This is a genomic window from Microcoleus sp. Pol14D4 (genome assembly GCF_036701245.1).
GTDB lineage: Bacteria > Cyanobacteriota > Cyanobacteriia > Cyanobacteriales > Microcoleaceae > Microcoleus.
In genome coordinates, this window is record NZ_JAUBQM010000001.1 from 220,904 (window position 1) to 242,022 (window position 21,119).

Annotated in this window: 22 protein-coding genes; 12 read left to right on the plus strand and 10 right to left on the minus strand. The window is 46.3% G+C overall.

Annotated features, from left to right (window positions below; all coding sequences use genetic code 11):
- Positions 1-294 precede the first annotated feature (294 nt).
- Both lspA and QUA33_RS00960 read right to left on the minus strand, forming a co-directional pair.
- Positions 295-816, minus strand: a complete 522-nt coding sequence (gene lspA, locus QUA33_RS00955) for a signal peptidase II (protein ID WP_333145737.1) — start codon at positions 814-816, stop codon at positions 295-297.
- 211 nt (positions 817-1,027) lie between these two features.
- On the minus strand, positions 1,028-1,606 hold the full coding sequence (locus QUA33_RS00960) for a biotin transporter BioY (protein WP_006635529.1): 579 nt from the start codon (positions 1,604-1,606) through the stop codon (positions 1,028-1,030).
- A gap of 383 nt (positions 1,607-1,989) precedes the next feature.
- Between QUA33_RS00960 and pstS the strand changes: the two genes are divergently transcribed.
- The 4 genes from pstS (at position 1,990) to pstB (ending at position 6,329) form a co-directional block, all read left to right on the plus strand.
- On the plus strand, positions 1,990-3,174 hold the full coding sequence (pstS, locus tag QUA33_RS00965) for a phosphate ABC transporter substrate-binding protein PstS (RefSeq protein WP_333145740.1): 1,185 nt from the start codon (positions 1,990-1,992) through the stop codon (positions 3,172-3,174).
- A 344-nt stretch (positions 3,175-3,518) separates the two neighbouring features.
- Positions 3,519-4,475 carry a phosphate ABC transporter permease subunit PstC gene (pstC, locus tag QUA33_RS00970; RefSeq protein ID WP_333099136.1) on the plus strand — a complete coding sequence of 319 codons (957 nt, stop codon included), beginning with the start codon at positions 3,519-3,521 and terminating at the stop codon, positions 4,473-4,475.
- 34 nt (positions 4,476-4,509) lie between these two features.
- On the plus strand, positions 4,510-5,403 hold the full coding sequence (gene pstA / locus QUA33_RS00975; protein ID WP_333099138.1) for a phosphate ABC transporter permease PstA: 894 nt from the start codon (positions 4,510-4,512) through the stop codon (positions 5,401-5,403).
- A 125-nt stretch (positions 5,404-5,528) separates the two neighbouring features.
- Positions 5,529-6,329, plus strand: a complete 801-nt coding sequence (gene pstB, locus QUA33_RS00980; RefSeq protein ID WP_333036858.1) for a phosphate ABC transporter ATP-binding protein PstB — start codon at positions 5,529-5,531, stop codon at positions 6,327-6,329.
- A gap of 233 nt (positions 6,330-6,562) precedes the next feature.
- On the opposite strand, the gene QUA33_RS28155 is transcribed toward pstB, so the two are convergent.
- Entirely contained in the window at positions 6,563-6,826 is a 264-nt protein-coding gene (locus tag QUA33_RS28155) for an NblA/ycf18 family protein (RefSeq protein ID WP_445242851.1), read from the minus strand.
- Between the two features lie 135 nt (positions 6,827-6,961).
- Here QUA33_RS28155 and QUA33_RS00990 point away from each other — a divergent pair, with 135 nt between their 5' ends.
- The gene (locus tag QUA33_RS00990; protein WP_333145742.1) at positions 6,962-7,558 is read left to right on the plus strand and encodes a phycobiliprotein lyase; all 597 of its coding nucleotides are present in this window, start codon (positions 6,962-6,964) and stop codon (positions 7,556-7,558) included.
- A gap of 333 nt (positions 7,559-7,891) precedes the next feature.
- Complete coding sequence (locus QUA33_RS00995; RefSeq protein WP_333099139.1) at positions 7,892-8,650, plus strand: phycobilisome rod-core linker polypeptide; 759 nt, start codon at positions 7,892-7,894, stop codon at positions 8,648-8,650.
- 387 nt (positions 8,651-9,037) lie between these two features.
- Here the strand turns inward: QUA33_RS00995 and QUA33_RS01000 are convergent, their stop codons facing one another.
- Positions 9,038-10,003, minus strand: a complete 966-nt coding sequence (locus tag QUA33_RS01000) for an RluA family pseudouridine synthase (protein ID WP_333145745.1) — start codon at positions 10,001-10,003, stop codon at positions 9,038-9,040.
- Positions 10,004-10,198: 195 nt separating this feature from the next.
- Positions 10,199-11,647 carry a RecQ family ATP-dependent DNA helicase gene (locus QUA33_RS01005; protein WP_333100064.1) on the minus strand — a complete coding sequence of 483 codons (1,449 nt, stop codon included), beginning with the start codon at positions 11,645-11,647 and terminating at the stop codon, positions 10,199-10,201.
- 169 nt (positions 11,648-11,816) lie between these two features.
- On the opposite strand from QUA33_RS01005, the gene QUA33_RS01010 reads away from it, so the two are divergent.
- Positions 11,817-12,626 carry a phytanoyl-CoA dioxygenase family protein gene (locus tag QUA33_RS01010; protein ID WP_333100065.1) on the plus strand — a complete coding sequence of 270 codons (810 nt, stop codon included), beginning with the start codon at positions 11,817-11,819 and terminating at the stop codon, positions 12,624-12,626.
- Positions 12,627-12,793: 167 nt separating this feature from the next.
- Here the strand turns inward: QUA33_RS01010 and QUA33_RS01015 are convergent, their stop codons facing one another.
- Positions 12,794-13,174: a hypothetical protein gene (locus QUA33_RS01015; protein ID WP_333036846.1), complete on the minus strand. Its 381-nt coding sequence runs from the start codon at positions 13,172-13,174 to the stop codon at positions 12,794-12,796.
- Positions 13,175-13,207: 33 nt separating this feature from the next.
- On the opposite strand from QUA33_RS01015, the gene QUA33_RS01020 reads away from it, so the two are divergent.
- Together QUA33_RS01020 and QUA33_RS01025 are read left to right on the plus strand one after the other, a co-directional pair.
- A complete protein-coding gene (locus QUA33_RS01020) occupies positions 13,208-13,393 on the plus strand; it encodes a hypothetical protein (protein ID WP_333100066.1) in 186 nt (61 codons plus the stop codon).
- 209 nt (positions 13,394-13,602) lie between these two features.
- Positions 13,603-14,223 carry a M23 family metallopeptidase gene (locus QUA33_RS01025; RefSeq protein WP_333100067.1) on the plus strand — a complete coding sequence of 207 codons (621 nt, stop codon included), beginning with the start codon at positions 13,603-13,605 and terminating at the stop codon, positions 14,221-14,223.
- 113 nt (positions 14,224-14,336) lie between these two features.
- Here QUA33_RS01025 and ftsH read toward each other — a convergent pair whose 3' ends face one another.
- Positions 14,337-16,271, minus strand: a complete 1,935-nt coding sequence (gene ftsH, locus QUA33_RS01030) for an ATP-dependent zinc metalloprotease FtsH (RefSeq protein ID WP_333145746.1) — start codon at positions 16,269-16,271, stop codon at positions 14,337-14,339.
- 382 nt (positions 16,272-16,653) lie between these two features.
- Here ftsH and QUA33_RS01035 point away from each other — a divergent pair, with 382 nt between their 5' ends.
- Positions 16,654-17,199 (plus strand): NADPH-dependent FMN reductase, encoded by a 546-nt coding sequence (locus QUA33_RS01035; protein WP_333100089.1) that lies wholly within the window; start codon positions 16,654-16,656, stop codon positions 17,197-17,199.
- Positions 17,200-17,361: 162 nt separating this feature from the next.
- On the opposite strand, the gene QUA33_RS01040 is transcribed toward QUA33_RS01035, so the two are convergent.
- On the minus strand, positions 17,362-17,592 hold the full coding sequence (locus tag QUA33_RS01040) for a hypothetical protein (protein WP_190734279.1): 231 nt from the start codon (positions 17,590-17,592) through the stop codon (positions 17,362-17,364).
- Positions 17,593-17,724: 132 nt separating this feature from the next.
- Here QUA33_RS01040 and psb32 point away from each other — a divergent pair, with 132 nt between their 5' ends.
- Positions 17,725-18,447: a photosystem II repair protein Psb32 gene (gene psb32, locus QUA33_RS01045; RefSeq protein ID WP_333100069.1), complete on the plus strand. Its 723-nt coding sequence runs from the start codon at positions 17,725-17,727 to the stop codon at positions 18,445-18,447.
- A 59-nt stretch (positions 18,448-18,506) separates the two neighbouring features.
- On the opposite strand, the gene QUA33_RS01050 is transcribed toward psb32, so the two are convergent.
- The gene (locus tag QUA33_RS01050) at positions 18,507-18,890 is read right to left on the minus strand and encodes a DUF4346 domain-containing protein (protein ID WP_333066492.1); all 384 of its coding nucleotides are present in this window, start codon (positions 18,888-18,890) and stop codon (positions 18,507-18,509) included.
- A 332-nt stretch (positions 18,891-19,222) separates the two neighbouring features.
- Between QUA33_RS01050 and QUA33_RS01055 the strand changes: the two genes are divergently transcribed.
- Entirely contained in the window at positions 19,223-20,275 is a 1,053-nt protein-coding gene (locus QUA33_RS01055) for a DNA (cytosine-5-)-methyltransferase (protein WP_333145748.1), read from the plus strand.
- 406 nt (positions 20,276-20,681) lie between these two features.
- On the opposite strand, the gene QUA33_RS01060 is transcribed toward QUA33_RS01055, so the two are convergent.
- Positions 20,682-21,092, minus strand: coding sequence for a hypothetical protein (locus QUA33_RS01060; RefSeq protein WP_333145750.1), 411 nt, complete (start codon positions 21,090-21,092; stop codon positions 20,682-20,684).
- Positions 21,093-21,119 lie beyond the last annotated feature (27 nt).

Consider the following 21,119-nt stretch of genomic DNA (forward strand, 5'->3'; position numbering starts at 1 on the left):
GGATAAATCCGGGGCTTTGTAACCAAAGTATTTTGAATGGCGATCGAGTTTAGCCTTAGCACTAAAAAATATAATTATAGCTCATAAATGACCCTAACTTTAAGTTGATACCTATACCTTCTGACAACTGACAACTGACAAATGACCGAAAGCAATTGGTTGCCACGCCTCCGGATTCATCTGTGGATCGGCAAACAAAGCTCCGCATCCGATAAACCTGAGAACGGTACAGCCCGTGGGTGGTTAATCGAAAATCGAAAATCGAAAATCGAAAATCGATTGACTTTTTGAAAGTTAGTCTGAAATAGAATCGCGATCGTCCTGAGTTCTCGGAGTAGTCGGAGTAGGCGGTGCACTGTGAAAAGTTGCAATCAACAAACAGATAATCCCAGCATTAATAAACACATCCGCCAGATTAAATACGGGGAACCGAATTATCCGAAAATCGATAAAATCTACAACATGACCCGAAACAAATCTATCTATGCCGTTCCCCAGTGCTCCCCCCAAAATCAAACCGTAGCCAGCTTGTTCCCAGCGGTTAATTCGCGGCCCGAACCAAGCCAGCACAATCAATCCGACACTAACGCCCAAAGACAGCCACCGCAACCAATTCGCCCCGCCATTGCTGAACAGACTAAAAGCCGCACCGGTATTAACAACATAAGTGAAGTGAAACACTCCGGGTAACAGCGGCTGCGTCTGCGGAGGAATCGTCAAGTCAAAATTTTGCACCACCCAAAACTTAGTCAGGTGGTCTAAAACTAAACTGATAACAGCAGCAATCCAGAACAAGGGATTTCTTTTAAAACGCATGAATTAGGCAATTGAATAGGGGGCATCGGGCATGGGATAATTTACTCAAATTTCGCTGGTTTTTGTCAGCAGAATGCAGTGCAGCAAAGCAATCCCAGCCGCAGCGAGATGACTCTCCCGTTGGGCAATGATAGTATAACCTTATTTGACACAACAACCAATCCCCGATTACCGATTACCAATTCCCCATTCCCAATTCTCAATTCCCGAATTAATAAAACATCAAGCGGCGTAAAGTAAATGACAGCACTGCGATCGCACAAACTACTGCCAATTGTCCCGGCAGGGGATAAACCGAATATTTAAGAATCTCATCAAATAAAGGTGTTTTTTTTGCCGGAGGTAGCCAGTAAGTAAAAATTAGATAAATTAAGCCGATCGCGTGAACAGTGAACAAACCGCACAAACAGCTAAAAGCCATAGATTCCAGCCGCGAAGCTACCTTAAAAGCCACCCAGCCACACACCCAAGCACCAGGCACAAAACCCAGCAAATACCCAAAACTCGCTTCTTTGAGATAGCCGATGCCGCCGCCTTGAGAAAAAACTGGCCACAAAGTTAATCCTAATGCCAAATAAGCAATTTGCGAGAGAGCCGCAGCATTTTTTCCCCCCATGCAGCCTACTAGCAAAACGGCGCCAATTTGATAGGTAACACCTAAAGAGTACGCCTGAAGTCCTCGATCGTCCCACAACCCAATCGGAATTGTGACAGATGCAGGCAAAAAAGTGCCTCCTATCGTCAGCAGCAAACCAATAACAGCCCAGATTAATTCAATAGGAGCAGGCATTATCATCAAACGGCATTCGTCAGAAGGTATAAGGCAGAAGGCATTTGTCAGAGGCAAGCTTCAATGCCCGCAGCTTTTAAATTCTTAATACTAGCACTACTGTCAAAATAACCACCATTGTATGGTTTTCTGGTTCTCAAGCCTCGATCTTGTGATAATTTAATCGGGAATTTTTCGCGATCGGGCGATCGAATGCTTGTTTCCGTAGCTATTTCTCTGCCCTATATCTTATATATTCACAATTGTCAAGCTCATAATTAACATTAATAATATTAATTAATATTAAATTGCCATTAAGTGTAAAGATTCTTAACCTAACCTTTACTTTTGCGCGCTATGCTGATGCGGGACACCCATATAACGATCGCAGATTTTGTATACCTATGCTTTTTCGTCTCAACTTGATTAATTCAAACCGTTTGACTACTGCAATTTCCGCTACGGCGATCGCCCTCAGTTTAGCAGCTTGCGGCGGCGGCAGCACAACCACAGGCAGCAGCCCCAGCCCCGGCGACACCGCAGCATCTCCCGGCGCTTCCCCCGTTGCAGCCACCGGCACAGCGGAAAACACCAAACTCGCCCTAGCCTCAGACGTAGCCATCACTGCAGCCGGCGCCTCATTCCCCGCCCCCCTGTACCAGCGTTGGTTTCAAGACTTCAACAAAATCAACCCCAAAGTACAAATTAACTATCAATCAGTAGGCAGCGGCGCCGGAGTCGAACAATTTACCAAAGGCACAGTAGACTTTGGGGCCAGCGACACCGGCATGAAAGACGACGAAATCGCCAAAGTTCCAGCCGACAAAGGCGTAATCTTGCTGCCCATGACAGCAGGCAGCATCGTCATCGGCTATAACCTGCCAGACTTAACCGAACCATTGAAACTACCACGGGACGTTTACGCAGATATCTTCGCCGGTAAAATTACCAACTGGAACGATCCCAAAATTGCAGCCGCCAACCCGACCGCTAAATTGCCAGACCAAGCCATCACCATCGTCCACCGTTCCGACGGTAGCGGTACCACCGCCGTCTTCACCAAACACCTGAGTGCCATCAGCCCCGACTGGAAAACGGCAGTAGGCGACGGCAAAACAGTACAGTGGCCCGTAGGCGTAGGCGCAAAAGGCAACGAAGGCGTCACAGCCCAAATACTGCAAACCGCAGGCAGCATCGGCTACATAGAATACGGCTATGCCAAAAACAACAATGTCAAATTTGCATCTTTGGAAAACAAAGCAGGCAGCTTTGTCGCACCTACCGACGAATCAGCTTCTCAAGCTTTAGCAACTGTGCCGATGCCGGAAAACCTGCGAGCATTTATCGAAGACCCCGAAGGCGCTCAATCATATCCAATTGTCACCTACACTTGGATGCTGGTCCCCAAAACAGTTACTGACCCCAACAAAGCCAAAACCATCGAGGCAATGGTTGAATACGGCTTGAATGAAGGTCAAAAAGTTAGTTCCGAATTGGGCTACGTTCCTCTACCTCAAAACGTTAAAGAAAAAGTAGCCGCGGCCGCTGACGGCATCAGCGCAGACTACAAGATTGAGGTTGCCAAATAGTAACTGTTGACTGTTGACTGTTGTCCGTTGTCAGAGGGAAAAAAGCCCTTCGGCATTGCGCGTGCAGGTAAAAATCAGCAAGAATGAAGAGAGATATTTCTGTGGGGCGGGTTTTACCAGAAATATTTGTTAAAAAGTCAGGGGATTAATAAATCCGCCCCTCTTCTATGTAACAATCGGTGCATCTGTGTAGGGGTGGGTTTGACCAGAAATACTTGTTGAAAAGTCAGGGAATTAATAAACCCGCCCCTCTTTGATTTTATTTATGGTCTTTCTTTCTGCTTCGTTATAGCTTTTTCCGAAACAGGCTATTTTCGGCTACTATATATTTGGTTTTTTTTTCTATGATTTCAGATAATAACAGCGCTCGATCGCAGACCCGATCGCGCTCTCAAGCCGAAAAGTCCTTAGACCAAGGCTTTATCTGGCTGACGCGGATTTTGGGCATAGGAGTTGGTGTAATTTTGCTGGTAATCGCGCTCACCGTTGCTTATCGGGCTTTACCGGCGATTCAACAGTACGGTTTGGGCTTTCTGTTTGGCAGTAGCTGGAATCCGGTTAAAGAAGAGTACGGTGCGCTGCCGATGATTTACGGGACGATCGTCAGTTCGGCGATCGCGCTCTTAATTGCAGTACCATTAGGAGTAGGGACTGCCATTTTCTTGAGCGAGGACTTTCTGCCGCTGCCAGTGCGTACAGCTTTGGTTTTTTTAGTAGAACTTTTAGCCGCCATTCCCAGCGTAGTCTACGGTTTGTGGGGAATTGCCGTATTGATTCCCATGATTACCACTCTCGGCAAGTTTCTCAACGGCACTTTCGGATGGCTGCCGATTTTTAGCACCCCGCCAGTGGGCCCGGGAATGTTACCAGCCGGAGTAATTTTGGGAATCATGACTTTGCCCATTATTACTGCTATCTCCCGCGACTCTTTGGCAAGTCTCCCCCCCGACTTGCGGCAAGCATCTCTAGGTTTAGGAGCTACTCGCTGGACAACAATTTTTAGAGTGCTCGTACCGGCGGCTTTTTCCGGCATTGTCGGCGGAATTATGCTTGGGCTCGGTCGCGCTATGGGAGAAACAATGGCTGCAACTCTGTTAATTGGCAATTCCAATCAGTTAAGTCTTTCTGTGCTAGCTCCGGCAAATACTATTGCTTCTCTGATGGCAAATCAGTTTGCAGAAGCCTCCGGGTTGCAAATAGCAGCTCTGATGTACACTGGGCTAATTCTGTTTATTATGACACTGATTGTTAATATTTTGGCAGAGTGGATTGTTTCTCAAGTAAGAGCGAAATACAACTAGAAGTTTGCCGCCATTTCCTACATAGTTTTAGTTTATGTCAAATAGCGTCTCCGATGAGAATCCTTTGGTATCGAAAACAGGCAGTTTAAAGAAGGTTAAAAATAGCCCGCAAGCGCTGTTTAGTCTGGCGATGACTGTACTGGCTGGAGCTAGTCTGGCCATCACTCTGCTACCTTTGTTTGCAGTGCTTTCCTACGTCACAGTACAAGGTTTCAATCGCCTGAATTTAGACTTGTTTACCAAGCTGCCACCGCCACCCGGACTATCGGGAGGCGGTATTGCTAATGCAATTCTCGGTACATTGATGACGGTGGGAATTGCTTCTTTAATTGCTGTTCCTTTTGGTGTATTGGCAGCAGTTTATTTGTCGGAGTTCAGCAGCGGCCAAGTAGCTCGCTGGGTACGCTTTGCTACCAATGTCCTCAGTGGCGTTCCTTCGATTATTGCCGGGGTATTTGCCTACGGTTTGTTCGTGGTAAATATGGGAGGTTTTTCGGCAATTGCAGGGGGTGCGGCGCTGGCTGTGCTGATGTTGCCCACGATTGTGCGGACTACTGACGAAGCTCTACAAATCGTCCCGCAAGATATTAGATGGGCGTCGGTTGGGGTGGGTGCTTCTAATTATCAGACGGTGTTGCAGGTGGTTTTGCCTGCGGCAATTCCGGCTATTTTAACGGGTGTGACACTGGCAATTGCTCGCGCTGCTGGAGAAACTGCTCCTTTGATTTTTACGGCGCTCAATTCGCCTTTTTGGCCGGCAGGATTTGATAAGCCAACTCCGAGTCTTTCGGTTTTGGTGTACAACTTTGCAACGGTTCCTTTTAAGGCACAGAAAGAATTGGCCTGGGCGGCATCTTTGATTTTGGTGATTATGGTTTTGCTGACGAGTATTCTTTCTCGCTGGGCTACTCGCCAAAAAGTTTATTGAAGGAAGAAGACCCTGAGACTTGGGGAATTGATAAAAAGAAGGAACAAGAAAGATTTTACCTATCTCCAACTCGATCGCTCTCATCTTCTCCTTATTTTGTAAAATTCGATTGGATACTTACCTGTATGATGATGGATTTAGACAAGCAAACGGAAACAGTTTTACGGACAGAAAATATCAATATTTTTTACGGCGCTTTCCACGCGGTTAAAAATGTTTCAATGGAGATTCCTAAAAATCGCATTACTGCCTTGATTGGGCCGTCTGGCTGCGGCAAAAGTACAATTCTGCGATGTTTTAACAGGCTCAACGATTTAGTTAGCGGTTTTCGTTTAGAGGGTAGGATTGATTACCACGGTCAAAATCTTTACGATCCTGATATTGATGCTGTGGCGGTGCGCCGCAAGATTGGGATGGTGTTTCAAAAGCCGAATCCTTTCCCGAAGTCGATTTATGACAATATTGCTTACGGTGCGAGGGTGAACAATTATAAGGGGGATATGGATGAGCTGGTGGAAAAATCGCTCAGCCAAGCTTATTTGTGGGATGAGGTGAAGGATAAGTTGAAGCAAAGCGGTTTTTCTCTTTCGGGCGGCCAGCAGCAGCGTTTGTGTATTGCTAGGGCGATCGCGATTAATCCTGATGTAGTGTTAATGGATGAACCTTGCGCTTCTCTTGACCCGATTTCTACGATTAAGATTGAGGAGTTGATGCGGGAACTCAAGGAAAAGTATACGATTGTGATCGTTACTCACAATATGCAGCAGGCTTCTCGGGTTTCTGACCTGACTGCTTTTTTCAATGCTAAACTTTCTGACGATGGGAAGCGGTTTGGCTATCTTGTGGAATGTGATAAGACTGAGGTAATTTTCCAAAGTCCAAAGGAAGAGTCTACTTTAGATTATGTGAGCGGCCGTTTTGGTTGATTCCCCGACAAGTTGAAACAATCGGGCTACACAAACTCTCGTCCCTCTCTAAGGGATGAAAAGAATTTAATTTGCTGAGTATGGTAACGACAAAAAAAACTGCGTAAAAGTTTTGTCAATTTAGAATCCCGCTTTCTTGGAGAAAGCGGGATTCTGGATTTTATGATTAAAAACTCGATCGTACTTTTTGCAAATACAAGCCACTGATTTTTGTGAAGAAATGCTCGAAGAGTTCACATATTCTTCATCCAATGCTTTAACAGGTTTTCTTTTACCATGTTTTGGCGCATAACTTCGAGCAAGTATTCCTGAGCTTGGTCTTGGCTTAACCTTTTTACTTCTTCGCGCAGCACTTGAAGTTTGAACTGCTGTTCCATGCTGAGGCTGGTTGTAGGCATATCCATAAATCGCTCCTCCAGTTTGCTGAGATTGATGCGAAATTGATCGGAATGACGTTTCGCAGGATTTGTTGTGTCTCCTACATTGTAAACTATCATAACATTCACTTGACAATATGTCCAAAGTAGACATTTTGAGACTAATTTGTGTAGCAAAAGTACATCTAAGTGGGGGGAGCTCTATCATAAAAAGGCGTCAACACCGGGAAGCATAAGCCAAAGGAGCTAGTTCGTATGGATGCAATGGAGTTTTTTCAAAGCAGTGCTGGGGAGTGGCGTTCTCAGCGCAGCACTCACCACCTCGCTTTCCGCCAAGCGGAGATTGGGGATTCAAATATTCAGGTAACAGCCCTAGCTGCCGATGACGCTAGAGTCGCGGAGATTTGCAAGATGCACGAAGTCGATCCGAGCCGGGCGGCTGGGGGGGCTTTTGTGACATGGCACGGCTCGATGGCGTGGGATAAGGATGATGAGAATCATAAAGGGTCTACGGTGTTCGCGATCGTCCCCGATCCTGAAAATCCCCGGCAGGGCTTGATGTTGCGCGAACGGGGCTATGCGGAAATTGTGCCTGTGGCTGGCCGTTTTGAGATGGATGACGAGGATGGGCTGCTGCTGACTACCGAATACGAAACGATGAGTTCGATCGAGCGTTTTTGGTTTGCTAATCCGAACGTGCGGATGCGGACGAGTACCGTAAAGCGCTTTGGCGGTTTCAGCACATCGACTTTTTGTACCGAAATTCGGGTGGAACCAGACTCGGATGCAACATCAGAAGCCGCAGGAGATCAAGTGGCCGCCAGCGAGTTTTATTCGGCTCTGGGTTGGTAATTTAGTCATTAGTCATGAGTCATCGGTCATAACTTTGGCTTCGTTTCCAGACTCAGCCTGGGAATCAGGGTCTCAGGCTCTGCCTCCGGTTAGATTAGACGAGGCAGAGCCTCTCAAGTGGCGTTCCCAGCCAGAGACTGGAAGGGTGATTGCTAATTACTGACTGCTGACTTCCCCAAAGTCAACAAATGTTACAGATTGTTGCAAAAATTCAGGAAAATCAGATTTAGATTGCGGGAATCCCCTAATCTGTATGTTGGTTAGTTGTATCCGTTATGCTGGCAGCTCACGGTGTCAACTATTTCTGAAATTTGAGATAACGGAGATTTTAACGTGGCGCTACCTTTGATAAACTACGCCCCCAAAAGCCAAAACCAGCGCGTAGCTGGTTTTGAAACAGGGAGCGACGAGCAGCCCAGAATTTTCACAACTGAAAATGTGCTCTCGTCTGGAGACATGGAAAATTTGATTTGGGCTGGATATCGCCAGATTTACAGCGAACACCAAATCCTCAAGAGCAACCGCCAAAAGTCTTTGGAGTCGCAACTCAAGTTCGGCCAAATTACTGTGCGAGACTTTATTCGCGGTTTGGCGACTTCTTCTCCTTTCCTAGAGCGGAATTACCAAACTAACAGCAACTATCGGTTTGTGGAAATGTGCGTGCAGCGCATTTTGGGCCGGGATGTGTACAGCGAGCGCGAAAAGATTGCTTGGTCGATCGTGGTAGCAAATAAGGGGCCTCAAGGCTTTATTGACGAGTTGGTCAATAGCGAAGAGTACCTGGATAAGTTCGGCTACGATACCGTACCTTACCAGCAGCGCCGAATTTTGCCTCAGCGAGTTGGAGGAGACACTCCTTTCAACTTGAAAACGCCCCGCTACGGTGAGTACCACCGTTCGCAGCTTGGCTTCCCGCAAATCATCTGGCAAACAAGTGTCCGCCGTTTTGTTCCTCAAGAACAGCAGGCTAAGGCTGGCGATCCGTCGAACTATTTGGGTATGGCGCGCAATATGCCGCTGCCTGCTACTGCGCCGCAGCGCGTGCCTCTAGCTAATATCAATATCGAGACGATGGTTCCCCGTCGCCGGTAATTGATGCTGCCCTGATGCGATTATTTGTGTCGGGCGATCGACTGAATCGATCGGCTTTTAGGCTGAGAGAGTTTTGAGTCTTGAGTTTTGAGGTTTGAGTTTTTTGATAAACTTGGAATCCAAAACTCAGGGCTCATACTTTTTGGGGAAAGAAGGAAGTTCGGCAACGAGCAATCTACAGGATTTAACCGATAAATATTAGACTTGAATTGAAGCCCTTTTTCGCTCTCCTATCTTTAAATGTATCTGCGTTCATCTGCGTAAATCTATTTTCATCTGCGGTTGACATCTTACATCAAAGATTTAGGCAAGAAGTTTAATCAAGAAAAAAGGAAGGGGAAAAAATGTTTATAGTAAATACTTTACCAGTGTTAACTGCCCAAAATATCAAGTGTGAGAGCGCAATCGCAATATTTTCAACAAAGTGTTGAATTGATCGGGTAAAGGTGCGATCGCCTCTATTAATTCTCCAGTTACGGGATGCTGCAATGTCAGCCGCCATGCGTGGAGGGCTTGTCCGGTTAAATTGACGCCGATAGAACGGTTGGAACTGTACATCGGATCGCCCACAATCGGATGTTTTATTTCCGCTGTATGCACGCGAATTTGATGGGTGCGGCCGGTTTCTAATTGATAGTGCATTAAGCAATAGTTGCCGATTCTTTCTTTGATTTTCCAGTGAGTAACTGCGGGGCGACCGCCTTTTTCTACTGGTACTACTGCCATTTTTTTGCGGTCTGTGGGATGCCGCCCGATGGGTAAGTCTATTGTGCCTGTTTCGGTGTTGGGAGCCCCGTAAACTATGCCTAAATATTCGCGGCGGGCGGTTTTGGTTTTGAGTTGGGCTTGCAGGTGTTGGTGGGCTATATCGGTTTTGGCGATCGCGATCGCACCTGTTGTATCTTTGTCTAATCTGTGCACGATTCCCGGCCGCTGAACTCCGCCTATTTCTGCTAGGGGACAGTGGGCTAAGAGGGCGTTGACTAATGTACCGTCTGCGTGTCCGGCGGCTGGGTGGACGACTAATCCGGCTGGTTTGTTGATGATAATTAGGCTGTCGTCTTCGTAGAGAATGTCGAGGGGAATTGATTCCGGCTGCAAGGAAGTGGGCTGGGTTTCGGGTAATGTGAGGTGGATGCGATCGCCCGTTTTTACTGATATTTTTTTCGAGGTGCAGGTTTCGTCGTTGACTTTGACGTTGCCTTGTGATATCAGAGTTTGGATTCGCGATCGGGATAAGTCCGGTATCTGGTTTGACAGCCAAATATCTAATCGCTGATTGACATTACTGCGATCGAATTCCTCTGTATTTTCTACTGTATAAATCTGTGGCGCAGTGTCTGTTTCTATCATTTACTTTTTACTATTTTTTGCCAAGTGTGTAAAGCAAATATATTAATCATAACATCTGTGAGTTAGTTCGCGATCGCACGGGGAGCGAGAAACCGGGTTTTTTCACAGCAATACTTCCTTTAGACCCGCAGACTGGGTAAAAAACCCGGTTTCTTTGGTCGGAGTGGTTATGTCGTTTGAGTATAATCGTCAATTCTATCGACAATTATCGCAGTGGCCGCAGCGCATTGATTTAGCTTCCTTGGCAAACCCAAAAGCTTGCAGCAAAAATTGCCACCTACACTCGCGATGTTTGAGATATTTAGCCATTTCTTCCGCTGCGGTAAAATTTAATTTTTCCGCTTTTTGCTGGGGAGATTTATCGATCGCATAATTAAAAGGATCTTGCCATGTTAATTGTCCGCTGCTGTGCAAGATTGAAAGGGCGATCGCACTTTCGGGAAATTCGCGGGAAACTGCTTCTATATCGCCTTTAACTGGCAGTTTTTTGGCCAATTGCTGAGCTTCTCGGTATTGCGATCGCAATTTATCTTGAAAAAATTCCTTTCTTTGTTTATCTTCGGGATAAAGAAAACCCGTAGGTTCGCTAATCAATGTCAGGGCGATCGCTGATTTGCCGTCGCGTCCGCCTCTACCAATTTCCTGAATGTATTCCGATAATAGCAAAGGTGCTTGAAAGTGAACAACCCACCGGACATCTGGCTTATTAATTCCCATCCCGAATGCTGAGGTACAAGTCACGAATTTAATATTATTGTTCAGCCAAGCTGTTTCTATTTTTCGTCGTGATTCTGGACTTAAACCTGCATGATATGCTGCTGTTTCATAACCTGCTGCTTCCAACAAATCTGCCAAATTCTCGCTATCTTTTCTAGTGCGTACATAGACTAAACCTGCTTGATTTTGTCTAGCTTTAATAAAATTTAATAACTGCTGTTTGCGTCCTCTCGGCGTCCACACTGTCTGCACTTGCAGGTGCAGGTTAGAACGGTACGGACTTAGCAGAAAGGCTTCGGGTTTTTGCAGTTGCAACACATTTTTGATTGTCTGCTGTGCTTCCGGGTTGGCGGTAGCGGTGAAAGCGGCGATCGCAATTTTACTGTTTGCTGGTTTAGCTTTCAACAAAGCCGATCGGACTGTTCCCAAACGCCGGTAAGCTGGTCGAAAAGTATCACCCCACTGCACTAAACAGTGAGCTTCATCTAATATTAAACCGTTTATTTGGATCTGTGGCTGACTGATAATTTCCCAAACAGGTTTGCTGAGTAATGTTTCAGGAGACAGGTACAGCAATCTTAATTTGTTTTGTTGCAGCGACTGCATAGTTTGTCGGCGCTGCGCTGTTGGCAATTGACTGTGGAGTAGGGAAGCAGGAAGATTGCGATCGCGCAATTCTTGTACTTGATTTTCCATCAGTGCGACTAACGGCGAAACTACCAAAGTTAAGCCTGTTTGTAACAAAGCTGGCAGTTGAAAGCAGATTGATTTGCCGCCACCTGTCGGCATAATTATAATTGTATCTTTTCCGGCTAATAAACTACCGACAATTTCTCCTTGGGGTGGTCGAAAGTCATCGTATCCCCAGATTTTTTGGAAGGCGGCGCGGGCTTGATTTAATGATGTTGGTTCTGGTTGGTATTTCATTTGATTTATCCCCAAATCAGACGTAATGTGAGCAGTGCGTGCCCTACATAATAAAATTTTGTGTAAGTCATGATGTACCAATAAACCTGGTGGCTGGTTTCATCGTATGCAAGTATCGAGCAGAATAAGTGTTAATTTAATAACAGTTAATAATTTGACTTTTTGAATTATGAACGCAAGCACGTTAAGGGAAGTTTTCAGCTATCGGCAAAAGATTTGGGATCTTTTCGATACCGCAGGTCTAGCAGAAGCAGTGCATGAAGATGGTTTTGCGCTGATTCCTGGTGTACTCAGTCCGTCGGAAGTGGCGCAAACCAAGGAAGCACTCGATCGCCTGCAACCCTTCGGACTCGATGGTAGCAGTTGGAGTGAATTGAACCAGCATTTTAAGTGCGTTTTTAATCGCGATCGCCTGTGGCTCTCCTATGCCGATCGACCGGGTATAATTGAATTAGCCGAAGCATTAATGGGCAGCGATTGCCATATTATCGGCATGACTGCATGGAAAAGCGGGCCCGGTTATGATGGTTGGCGCGTCCACGTCGATCAGGTGTTTGTACCCGTGCCCGAAAGCGTGTTTGGCGATCGCACTTTTCAACTGCCAGTATGGATTTGTACAGCCCATTTCTATCTCAGCGACATCGCTGAAGACCTATGTCCTACCTACATTATTCCTGGCAGTCACAAATCTGGTAGAAAACCCGATCGCGGGGAAGAAACTTGGAACGGACACTCCCCAGAACCAGTTTTGTGCAAAGCAGGAGATGTGCTGTTTTTCCGCAGTGAAATTTGGCACTCCGGCGGCAAAAATACGACGACAGATGGAACTCGCTACTTACTGCAAGTGCATTATTCCCACCGCAACATCGCGCAGAAATTTTCGCCTTGGCCGTGGCAGTTCAATCCCGAAATTCTCGCTACCGCTACTGAACGGCAACTGCGACTTTTGGGTAAACATCCTGAGTCAAATTACGGTTAAAATACATTGCTAATTTTGTTTGAGGCGCGATCGATAAATAAACGGGAAATGTCATATTTATTTGAGAGTTGGAGTTTTGGATTTGAGATTACGATCAATTCTAGAGGCTGGTAAATCTCAGAATATCTTGAGCAATCCAAAATCCAAAATCCACAATCTAAAACCGCCTAAGATTGACCGTCACGGCGGCCGAGTTCGTACACGCCGCCGCCAATACAGGCGATCGTACCCATAGATACCGCCCAACCAGTGCCCAGAGACAATTCCACGCCCCAATTGCACAATCCGCCCACAATTAAAAAGGGCAGAATGCTCAACAGGGAAGCGTAAAAGGCATTTTGGGCTTCTCTGGCTTGGCGGGTTCTTTCAAACTCGGCTTCCGAGGTGTAGAGGGATCTCTCGGCAAAATTCATCCAGCGGTTGAGTTGCAGGATTACCCATTCTGTCACGGGCGACAGGCCCCAGTACAGGGCCAAAGACCACAAGGACGCACCAGCGATGGCAGTTGCGTCTATGGCAAAACTAAAGGGAAAAATTTCAGTAAGCATTGCTTGATGTTGGTGATGAATTTAAGATTTTGGATGTCATCCAAAATCCCCGAACTTAACTATAGTCTCAAGCAAAAGCTCGATCGAATTCAACCGCAGCACGAATTCCCAGGCCAATTTTTTTTTATCGCCCCCGGGCATTTACCCGGAAGCCTTGACACGGGTTTTGGATGGAGTAAGATACACGTTGTTATTAAACTGATTCGCGATCGCGAGTAGAGCTCAAAGCCAATCTTGCAGCGAATTGGCATAACTTACATCTTGCACCCTTCTCAGAAACTCAGAAACGGGGAAGATGCCCGTTCCACAAAGAATGATTTTTTTGGTGGGACGGAAAGCCCGCCCCGGAAAGCTTTATTGACTGACAAGGGTGCAAAATGTGAGCCTAACAGACAACGCAAACTCCCACACACATTTAACTTTGAGCCGTGAAAAAAATCCTGCAAGACTCTAGAGGCCCGCTGACGGTAAAACGCTTTTTTCGTTTCAGACAGATGCTGCTGCTGGCACTTTCGATCGGCATTGTGTTGATCGGCCCTTATTTTCAGCAGCAGGTAGTCAAAGCTCAGTCAGGCTTACCAAGCAGAGTAGCGACGGGTAATTTGTGGCAAGAAGCTTCTTTTCCAGTCGAAAACTTTGAAACATACACTTCCGCCTTCGGCCCCCGTGGCGGGGATTTTCATTACGGTTTGGACATGGCGGCCCCGGAAGGCAGCTATATCCGCAATTGGTGGGGCGGCCAAATTGTGGAAGTTTGGGAAGATGGCCGGTGCGGCACTGGTATGGTGGTGCGATCGGGAAATTGGGAACACATCTACTGTCACCTCAGAGGCCGAGTGCTAACAGCTAACGGCGGGCGTTATTATACCGATAGCGAAGGTACCGTGCAAATTTGGCAAGGTCAAACAGTGCCTGCAGGTGCGAGAATTGCCAGAGTTGGGATGACTGGCCGCACGAGTGGACCTCACTTGCACTGGGGACTGAAGTACGGCGGCCGCTGGGTTGACCCGGCTTTGGTACTCCGGGAAATGTACGCGCAACAATCTTAATTTGTCATTAGTTAGCAGTCATTTTTTTTGGTTTGTAGTAATGACTAAAGTCCTGATTTTTTCGGGAATGAGGAATCAAGTCATCACTACAAACTTGAATAACTAATGAATCTTTACGTTGGTGCCAACTCTTTTTTGGTCAACTCGGTGTACCGCTCGACAATTTGGCGGAATTCATCGCCCTCGATCGTTTCCTCATCCAACAGCGCTTCGACAAGTTTGTCTACCAAAGCGCGATTTTCGCGGATAATTCGGCGAGCTTCTTCGTAGCACTCAAAGGCAATTTCCCGGACTTGCCGATCGATCTTAATTGCCATGTCTTCGGAATACTCGGATCGCGAATTCCAATTCTGGCCTAAAAACACCTCATTGTTCGGACTTTCCAAAGCCACAGGCCCCAAATTCGACATTCCATAAAGCGTTACCATTTCCCTCGCGAGACTGCTAACTTTTTTGAGATCGCTACCGGCACCAGTGTCGATTTCAGCATCGCCATAAATTTCTGCTTCCGCCGCCCGTCCCCCCAAAGCTACTTTAATTCGGTTTAACAGCAAAGCCCGACTCCTCAAACCTTCGCTGTCGAGCATTTCGTCGTCGAGCACAAAGCTAGTGAAGCCTTCGATGCCGCCGGAACGCGGAATAATCGTTACTTTTTCAACTGGATCGGCATTTTTGAGCATGGTCGCGACTAGGGCGTGTCCGACTTCGTGGTACGCTGTCATCCACTTTTTCTTGCTGTCGAGCAGCGGGTTGAGGGTAAGCCCGATCGTGATCCGGTCGATCGCGTCGTGAACTTCTAAGTTACTAATCGTGTCTTTGCGACGCCTCGCGGTAAGAATTGCTGCTTCGTTGAGCAAGTTTGCCAAGTCGGCGCCGGAAAAGCCGGGAGTGCGGCGGGCGATCGTATCTAGGGCAACTTCTGGGTCGAGTTTTTTGTTGCGCGCGTGAACTTGCAAAATCCCCAAACGCCCTTTGTAACTGGGTAAATCTACCGTTACTTGGCGATCGAACCTGCCGGGCCGCAGCAGGGCGGTATCGAGCACGTCGGGGCGGTTGGTAGCTGCAATCACAATCACGCCGCTGTTACCCTCAAAGCCGTCCATTTCTGTCAGCAACTGGTTGAGAGTTTGTTCGCGTTCGTCGTTGCCGCCGCCGATACCTGCGCCGCGCTGCCTTCCTACGGCGTCTATTTCGTCGATGAAGACGATGCAGGGGGCATTTTCTTTAGCTTTGCGGAATAAGTCGCGGACGCGGGAGGCGCCAACTCCGACAAACATTTCGACAAATTCGGAACCGGAGATGCTGAAGAAGGGAACGGCTGCTTCACCTGCGATGGCTTTTGCCAGCATGGTTTTGCCTGTTCCCGGAGGCCCGATTAACAGAACCCCTCTGGGAATTTTTGCGCCGATGGCATTGAACCGTTCGGGTTTTTTGAGGAAGGTTACGACTTCTTGCAGTTCTTCTTTAGCTTCTTCGATGCCTGCTACGTCGTCGAACATCACGCCGGTTTTAGCTTCCATTTGGAAACGGGCTCTGGATTTGCCGAAGTTCATGGCATTTCCTTGAGATTGGGTCGATCGGCGCAGGATTGCCATCAGCACTGCCAACACTGCAAAAATCACTAGCAAGTTTACTACTAAACTGACTGCGGCGGCGTTGTCGGCTGTTTGTTTGACTTCAAAATCTATCTTTTTGGCGCGGATTTGCGAGTACAGTTCTCGGTTGTTGTAGTCGAACAGACTAACTGATTGGGTTTGATCGCTTTTTTGATTTTTTAGCCTAACCTTGGCAGTTTTTTGAGTTTCGTCTACTTCGATTTTACTGACTTGCCCTTTTTCTATGTTGTCGATCAGTTGGCTGTAACTCATGGTGTTTGGCGTGCTCTCGGCAAACACCGGGGTCGAGAGCAATATTCCTTGAGAAATCACCAAACTGCCCAGGATGCGCCAAAGATTCCGTCCTGAAATTGATTTTTTAGGATTCTGGCTCGATTTGTCTTTGTTTACAGCTAGATGCCCCAGCCATGCGTGTTTCCAAGAATTTTTCATATTGCTTTGCCCAAGGTTGAAGACTGCCAAGATTGACCGCTTGTGGTTTGCTACGTTCATTTATTTTAACAAGAGGGCGAGTGTTGAATGGGTTTATCTCTCCCTGGATCTCAAGAGACCCCTCAAGAGGGGGGTTTTGAATCCACTGCTTTTCAAGAAACCGGGTTTCTCGGGCCCGTTCTTGAAGAGCAGTGCGACTCACAAACCGGTTTTTCCCCCAAATCTGTGGTTTTTTCCAAAAATTGTGGCAAAAATCCGGCTTCTCGGCCACGTGCGTAAATCTAAAATCTAAAATCGATTGACAGTTGCCGATCGAACTTGCTATGTTAATCATACTCGTAATGAGTACGTTTTAGAGAAGCAGTTATTGTTTTTAAGCTTTATGGTAAAAATTGTCGGCATTGGTGGAAGTTTGCGGGCTGGCTCCTACAGCCAGTTAGCGTTGAAGGTGGCAGCAGAACGGGCGCAGGCCCTGGGCGCGGAAGTTGAAATATTCGATTTGCGATCGCTCAATCTGCCATTCTGCAATGGTGAGAATGATTATATCGATTACCCCGATGTGGAAAAGCTGCAGAATGCGGTTAAGCAAGCCGACGCTTTGATTTTGGCAACGCCGGAGTATCACGGTAGCGTCAGCGGTGCTCTCAAGAATGCCCTGGATTTGATGAGTTTTGAGCATTTGGACGGGAAAGTTGCGGGTGGGATTAGCGTTTTGGGAGGGCAAGTTAACAACAACGCACTCAACGATTTGCGCGTGATTTTAAGATGGGTGCACGCTTGGGTCATTCCAGAACAAATTGCGATCGGACAAGCTTGGAAAGCTTTTAGTCCTGATGGTAAATTGTTGGATGAAAAACTGTCTGAAAGGTTCGACGAATTTGCTCGGAGTTTAGTGGAAAATACGCGGAAATTGCGAGGAATTTCGTAACTTTATCTGCTGATGACAAATGCAGTCCGAAACGCAACTGGCCTATTCTTCTGATGTGTCAGTTGCAATAATTGCTCGATTTGAAGAGGTTTTGTCTCTAGTAGAGTACCCGACAAGCTGTAATGTTAACTGTTAACAGTCAACAGTCAACAGTCAACTGAATTAAAATGGCATATCGATCATGTCTCCGAAAGGATGGGGTACGTCGATCGCCATTCTTCCGGGTTTTGACTCATATTTGTCTATCCACTTTTTGGCCAATTCCAAAGCTTCCTCCTCAGTCTTGGCATTTTGGACGGCTACGTGGCGGTTGCCGCGACTATCCCAAACCTCGACGTAGAAGACTTTCTGGGATTGAATAATCCAACCTTTATAAGTGTCTGCTGGTTCCATAGTTAGAATCCTAAAATAATCGGGCGGGGAGTTCCACTGGCGAGCTAATTGTAAATATTGCCCTGCATAAAATGAATTTTACGGGGGTTTCTATAGTATTTTTGGAAAAAAGTCAGTTTTACGGTTAACCTCATGACCCGACTCCTGAAGCAATTATTTAACTGGAGAAAATATCTCCAACCTTTGGCGGCGACGATCGCGATCGCCCTAATCGCATCCCAGATGGCGGTATTGCCGGCATTGGCGACTGGCGTTTACGAAATGCCCGTGTTGTCGACGGGCGATCGAACTTGGGTGTTCGACAAAGGCGACGTACTCAGCCGCAGCAGCGAAAGCAATATCAGCAGCGTGCTCGACAACCTGGAAAACAAAACAGGGAAACAAGTCAGATTTGTCACCATCCACCGCTTAGACTACGGCGAAACGGCTGCCACTTTTACCGACCAACTGTTTGAACAGTGGTTTCCCGCAAAAGAAGACCAGACTAATCAAATTTTACTCGTTCTCGACACTGTTACCAACAGTGCAGCAATTCGCACCGGCGAAGGGGTTAAATCCCTGCTAACCGATGAAATTGCCCAGAGTGTAGCTGGGGAAACCGTGCAAGTGCCGCTGCGGGAAGCCAATAAATACAACGAGGCATTTTCGGCTGCAAGTACGCGCATTGCAACTGTTTTGTCGGGCGAACCCGATCCGGGCCCTCCTGAAGTTGTTGACAACATTCAAGTTGAAGGCACCTTTAAAAAAGCTGAAGAAACAGATCGAGGCAATGCCACAGTTGTTGTGGTTGTGCTGTTGGTGTTGGCGACAGTGATTCCGATGGTGACTTATTTCTGGTATCAAGGTTTTTCGTGATCGGGTGCTGATAAATTCGACCGGTTGCCGTTTTGTCAAGAAATTAAGGCAGGGCTGCACTAATCTTGAACGTATTCTCGATCGCTCAACAATGCAATTTCTGCCCGTACAAATTCCCGTCCCAGATAAGCCGCGTGATCTAACATAGTCACCGGGCTGGGGCGGGTTTCTTCTAGGATTTTGACACAAAGTTCTTTGGCGGTTCTCCCGGTAAAAAGTGTGGACTGAGTGCGTTCTACTTTGCCGCGGGCGGGGATGGGTTTGCCAGTTTCGGGATCGACGGCGAGGCCTCGATCGTCGATGATGTTGGTGAAATGTTTGGCACAAATTAAGCTGGTTTCGCGATCGAGATAGATGATGAAGTAGCCGCCTGGATCGAGGTCGATGTGGCGTTTGGATAGCTTGTCATCGATGGCGGTGAGGTTTTCCAAGGTTTGACTCATGGTTGGTGAAAGGAAGTAGACAATAGCTGTGATTTGTTCTGCTATTTCTAGTTTAGTGGGCTGCGGGACAAGTTTGGGACATTGGTTGGTTGAATGAGGAGAAAGTTTTGGGCGATCGACATTCTACGCGATATCTGTGGGGACAGGGCATTGCCGTGTCCGGCGCTGGGTTCTGCGACTTTTAACGATCTGTATAAAATTGAAGACTGTAACAAGACTTGTTTAACTTGATAGAATGAACCGCAGAGAACGCAGAGAACGCAGAGTGAAAGAAGAGAGATAAACAAAATATGTTATCATTGGGGTGAGTAATTTTTGGGATTAAATTATCAATGAATTTTATAGATTTATTTGCAGGAATAGGAGGTTTCAGACAAGGTTTTGAAAAAATAGGCTTTAAGTGCGTTTTTTCCTGCGAGATAAACAGCAAATGCAGACAAGTTTACACGGAGAACTTCGGTGAGGTTCCTTTTGGAGATATCAGTAACATCAATCCCACCGATTTAGCAGACTTTGATGTTTTAGTCGCCGGGTTTCCGTGCCAACCTTTTAGCATTTGTGGCAAAAAGTTGGGTTTTGAAGATACTAGAGGTACGCTATTTTTTGATATTTGTAAAATTATCCAAATAAAGCAACCTCAAGTAATAGTTCTCGAAAATGTCAAGCACTTAATCCATCACGACAAGGGAAATACCTTAAAAGTAATTATTGCCAGTCTTGAAGATTTGGGATACAGCGTGAATTACAAAATGCTGAATGCTAAAGACTTTGGAATTCCTCAACATCGTGAAAGAATATTTATTATTGCAACTAAAGGTAAACCCTTCAAGTTTTCTCGGCTTAAAACCCAGTTGACTCCAAAACTCAGGGAATTTCTAGACGAGACAGGGGATTTTGAAATATTGGACAAATCAGAGTATACTTTAATTGATTATCCGAGAAAGCAAGATTCGGGACTGGTATTTGTAGGTTACAGAAATAAAGGTACTTGGAAAACTGGCGTGAGGCCCAATACAGAACATTTATCGAGAGTTCACAGACAGCCTAATCGCATTTATTCGGTAGATGGAGTGCATCCGACTATTCCTTCGCAAGAAACCTCTGGCAGATTTTTTATCTACATTCCTGAGCAAGATATGGTGAGAAAATTGACGCTGAAGGAATGTTACCGTCTTATGGGTTTTCCTGAAGATTTTAAGAGTTATCCGAGTGCGGGGGAAAGTTACAAGCAAATTGGAAATTCTGTTTGTGTGCCGGTGGTGGAGGCGATAGCCCAAGAAATATTAAGTCAAAATTTATTGTCAAATGAAACGAAGGAACCACAAAGACACCCAGAATCTCGATTTCTTGAAGAAGTCAAAACTCTAGCTAACACTATTACTTAATCTGACAACTTATTTTACTATCTTGACGAAGATTCCCATACAATTCGAGACTGTCTTGCCAATAAAAGTGCAAGCTCATCAGCCCTTGGACGGTTATCTTCACGATAGGGCAAGCCTATAATACTCCCATGAGATGAAGAGTCACGTACTACATTTAGACCTAGTTCTCGAATTCCCCCTACATTAAGGCTAGCGACTCCTTCACAGTTTCTCAATGCACTCAAAGATTGCTCTATCGAAAAATTGACAGAAATACCCTGTTCGTTTATATTTTTCCGCAAATAGTAGGCGTCCGATTTGACGATCGATCTATCCCGATCTATCCATCCTTTTCGGAGAACTCGGTAAACAAGTGTACGATCCGGTAATGTTTCAAACTCTGACGCACTCCCTGAAGATGGTTCTATCATATTTTGTTAAACCACTGCAACCAGTAAACTAATGTTGATGATGAAGCGATATCTTCGACCGCATTTTCATTTTTTGCATGGTGATAAATGTCCACTGGTTGATCCGCACTGAATGGACAAAATAGGCGAACTGTACGATCTGGTTCTAAGCTTGTCCAATCTAGTGTAATACTGCCTCTGTCATCTGTACCTGTTGAGGCTTTTGGAAAACTGTTTCCCATGCTATAGTATGCCTCAACAACTAACTTCATAGCTGTCCTGAAAGCATATTCAGTCGGTCTCAAAATTCCGTACTCATCCTCTTCTTCTAAATCTAAAAGCTCGATCAGACGTTCGACAGTGATTCGGAAATTCAATAAACCGCTATTGCTACTGCTATCAGTAATCTGTTCTTTCGCTACCGTCATAAGATTCAATCCCTTTTAGGCGATCGC

Excerpts from the sequence above, each read along its gene's own strand:
- lspA (WP_333145737.1), bottom strand. The coding sequence starts at position 816 with ATGCGTTTTAAAAGAAATCCCTTGTTCTGGATTGCTGCTGTTATCAGT.
- QUA33_RS00960 (WP_006635529.1), bottom strand. The coding sequence starts at position 1,606 with ATGCCTGCTCCTATTGAATTAATCTGGGCTGTTATTGGTTTGCTGCTG.
- pstS (WP_333145740.1), top strand. The coding sequence starts at position 1,990 with ATGCTTTTTCGTCTCAACTTGATTAATTCAAACCGTTTGACTACTGCA.
- pstC (WP_333099136.1), top strand. The coding sequence starts at position 3,519 with ATGATTTCAGATAATAACAGCGCTCGATCGCAGACCCGATCGCGCTCT.
- pstA (WP_333099138.1), top strand. The coding sequence starts at position 4,510 with ATGTCAAATAGCGTCTCCGATGAGAATCCTTTGGTATCGAAAACAGGC.
- pstB (WP_333036858.1), top strand. The coding sequence starts at position 5,529 with ATGATGATGGATTTAGACAAGCAAACGGAAACAGTTTTACGGACAGAA.
- QUA33_RS28155 (WP_445242851.1), bottom strand. The coding sequence starts at position 6,826 with ATGATAGTTTACAATGTAGGAGACACAACAAATCCTGCGAAACGTCAT.
- QUA33_RS00990 (WP_333145742.1), top strand. The coding sequence starts at position 6,962 with ATGGATGCAATGGAGTTTTTTCAAAGCAGTGCTGGGGAGTGGCGTTCT.
- QUA33_RS01000 (WP_333145745.1), bottom strand. The coding sequence starts at position 10,003 with ATGATAGAAACAGACACTGCGCCACAGATTTATACAGTAGAAAATACA.
- QUA33_RS01005 (WP_333100064.1), bottom strand. The coding sequence starts at position 11,647 with ATGAAATACCAACCAGAACCAACATCATTAAATCAAGCCCGCGCCGCC.
- QUA33_RS01010 (WP_333100065.1), top strand. The coding sequence starts at position 11,817 with ATGAACGCAAGCACGTTAAGGGAAGTTTTCAGCTATCGGCAAAAGATT.
- QUA33_RS01015 (WP_333036846.1), bottom strand. The coding sequence starts at position 13,174 with ATGCTTACTGAAATTTTTCCCTTTAGTTTTGCCATAGACGCAACTGCC.
- QUA33_RS01020 (WP_333100066.1), top strand. The coding sequence starts at position 13,208 with ATGTCATCCAAAATCCCCGAACTTAACTATAGTCTCAAGCAAAAGCTC.
- ftsH (WP_333145746.1), bottom strand. The coding sequence starts at position 16,271 with ATGAAAAATTCTTGGAAACACGCATGGCTGGGGCATCTAGCTGTAAAC.
- QUA33_RS01035 (WP_333100089.1), top strand. The coding sequence starts at position 16,654 with ATGGTAAAAATTGTCGGCATTGGTGGAAGTTTGCGGGCTGGCTCCTAC.
- QUA33_RS01040 (WP_190734279.1), bottom strand. The coding sequence starts at position 17,592 with ATGGAACCAGCAGACACTTATAAAGGTTGGATTATTCAATCCCAGAAA.
- psb32 (WP_333100069.1), top strand. The coding sequence starts at position 17,725 with ATGACCCGACTCCTGAAGCAATTATTTAACTGGAGAAAATATCTCCAA.
- QUA33_RS01050 (WP_333066492.1), bottom strand. The coding sequence starts at position 18,890 with ATGAGTCAAACCTTGGAAAACCTCACCGCCATCGATGACAAGCTATCC.
- QUA33_RS01055 (WP_333145748.1), top strand. The coding sequence starts at position 19,223 with ATGAATTTTATAGATTTATTTGCAGGAATAGGAGGTTTCAGACAAGGT.
- QUA33_RS01060 (WP_333145750.1), bottom strand. The coding sequence starts at position 21,092 with ATGACGGTAGCGAAAGAACAGATTACTGATAGCAGTAGCAATAGCGGT.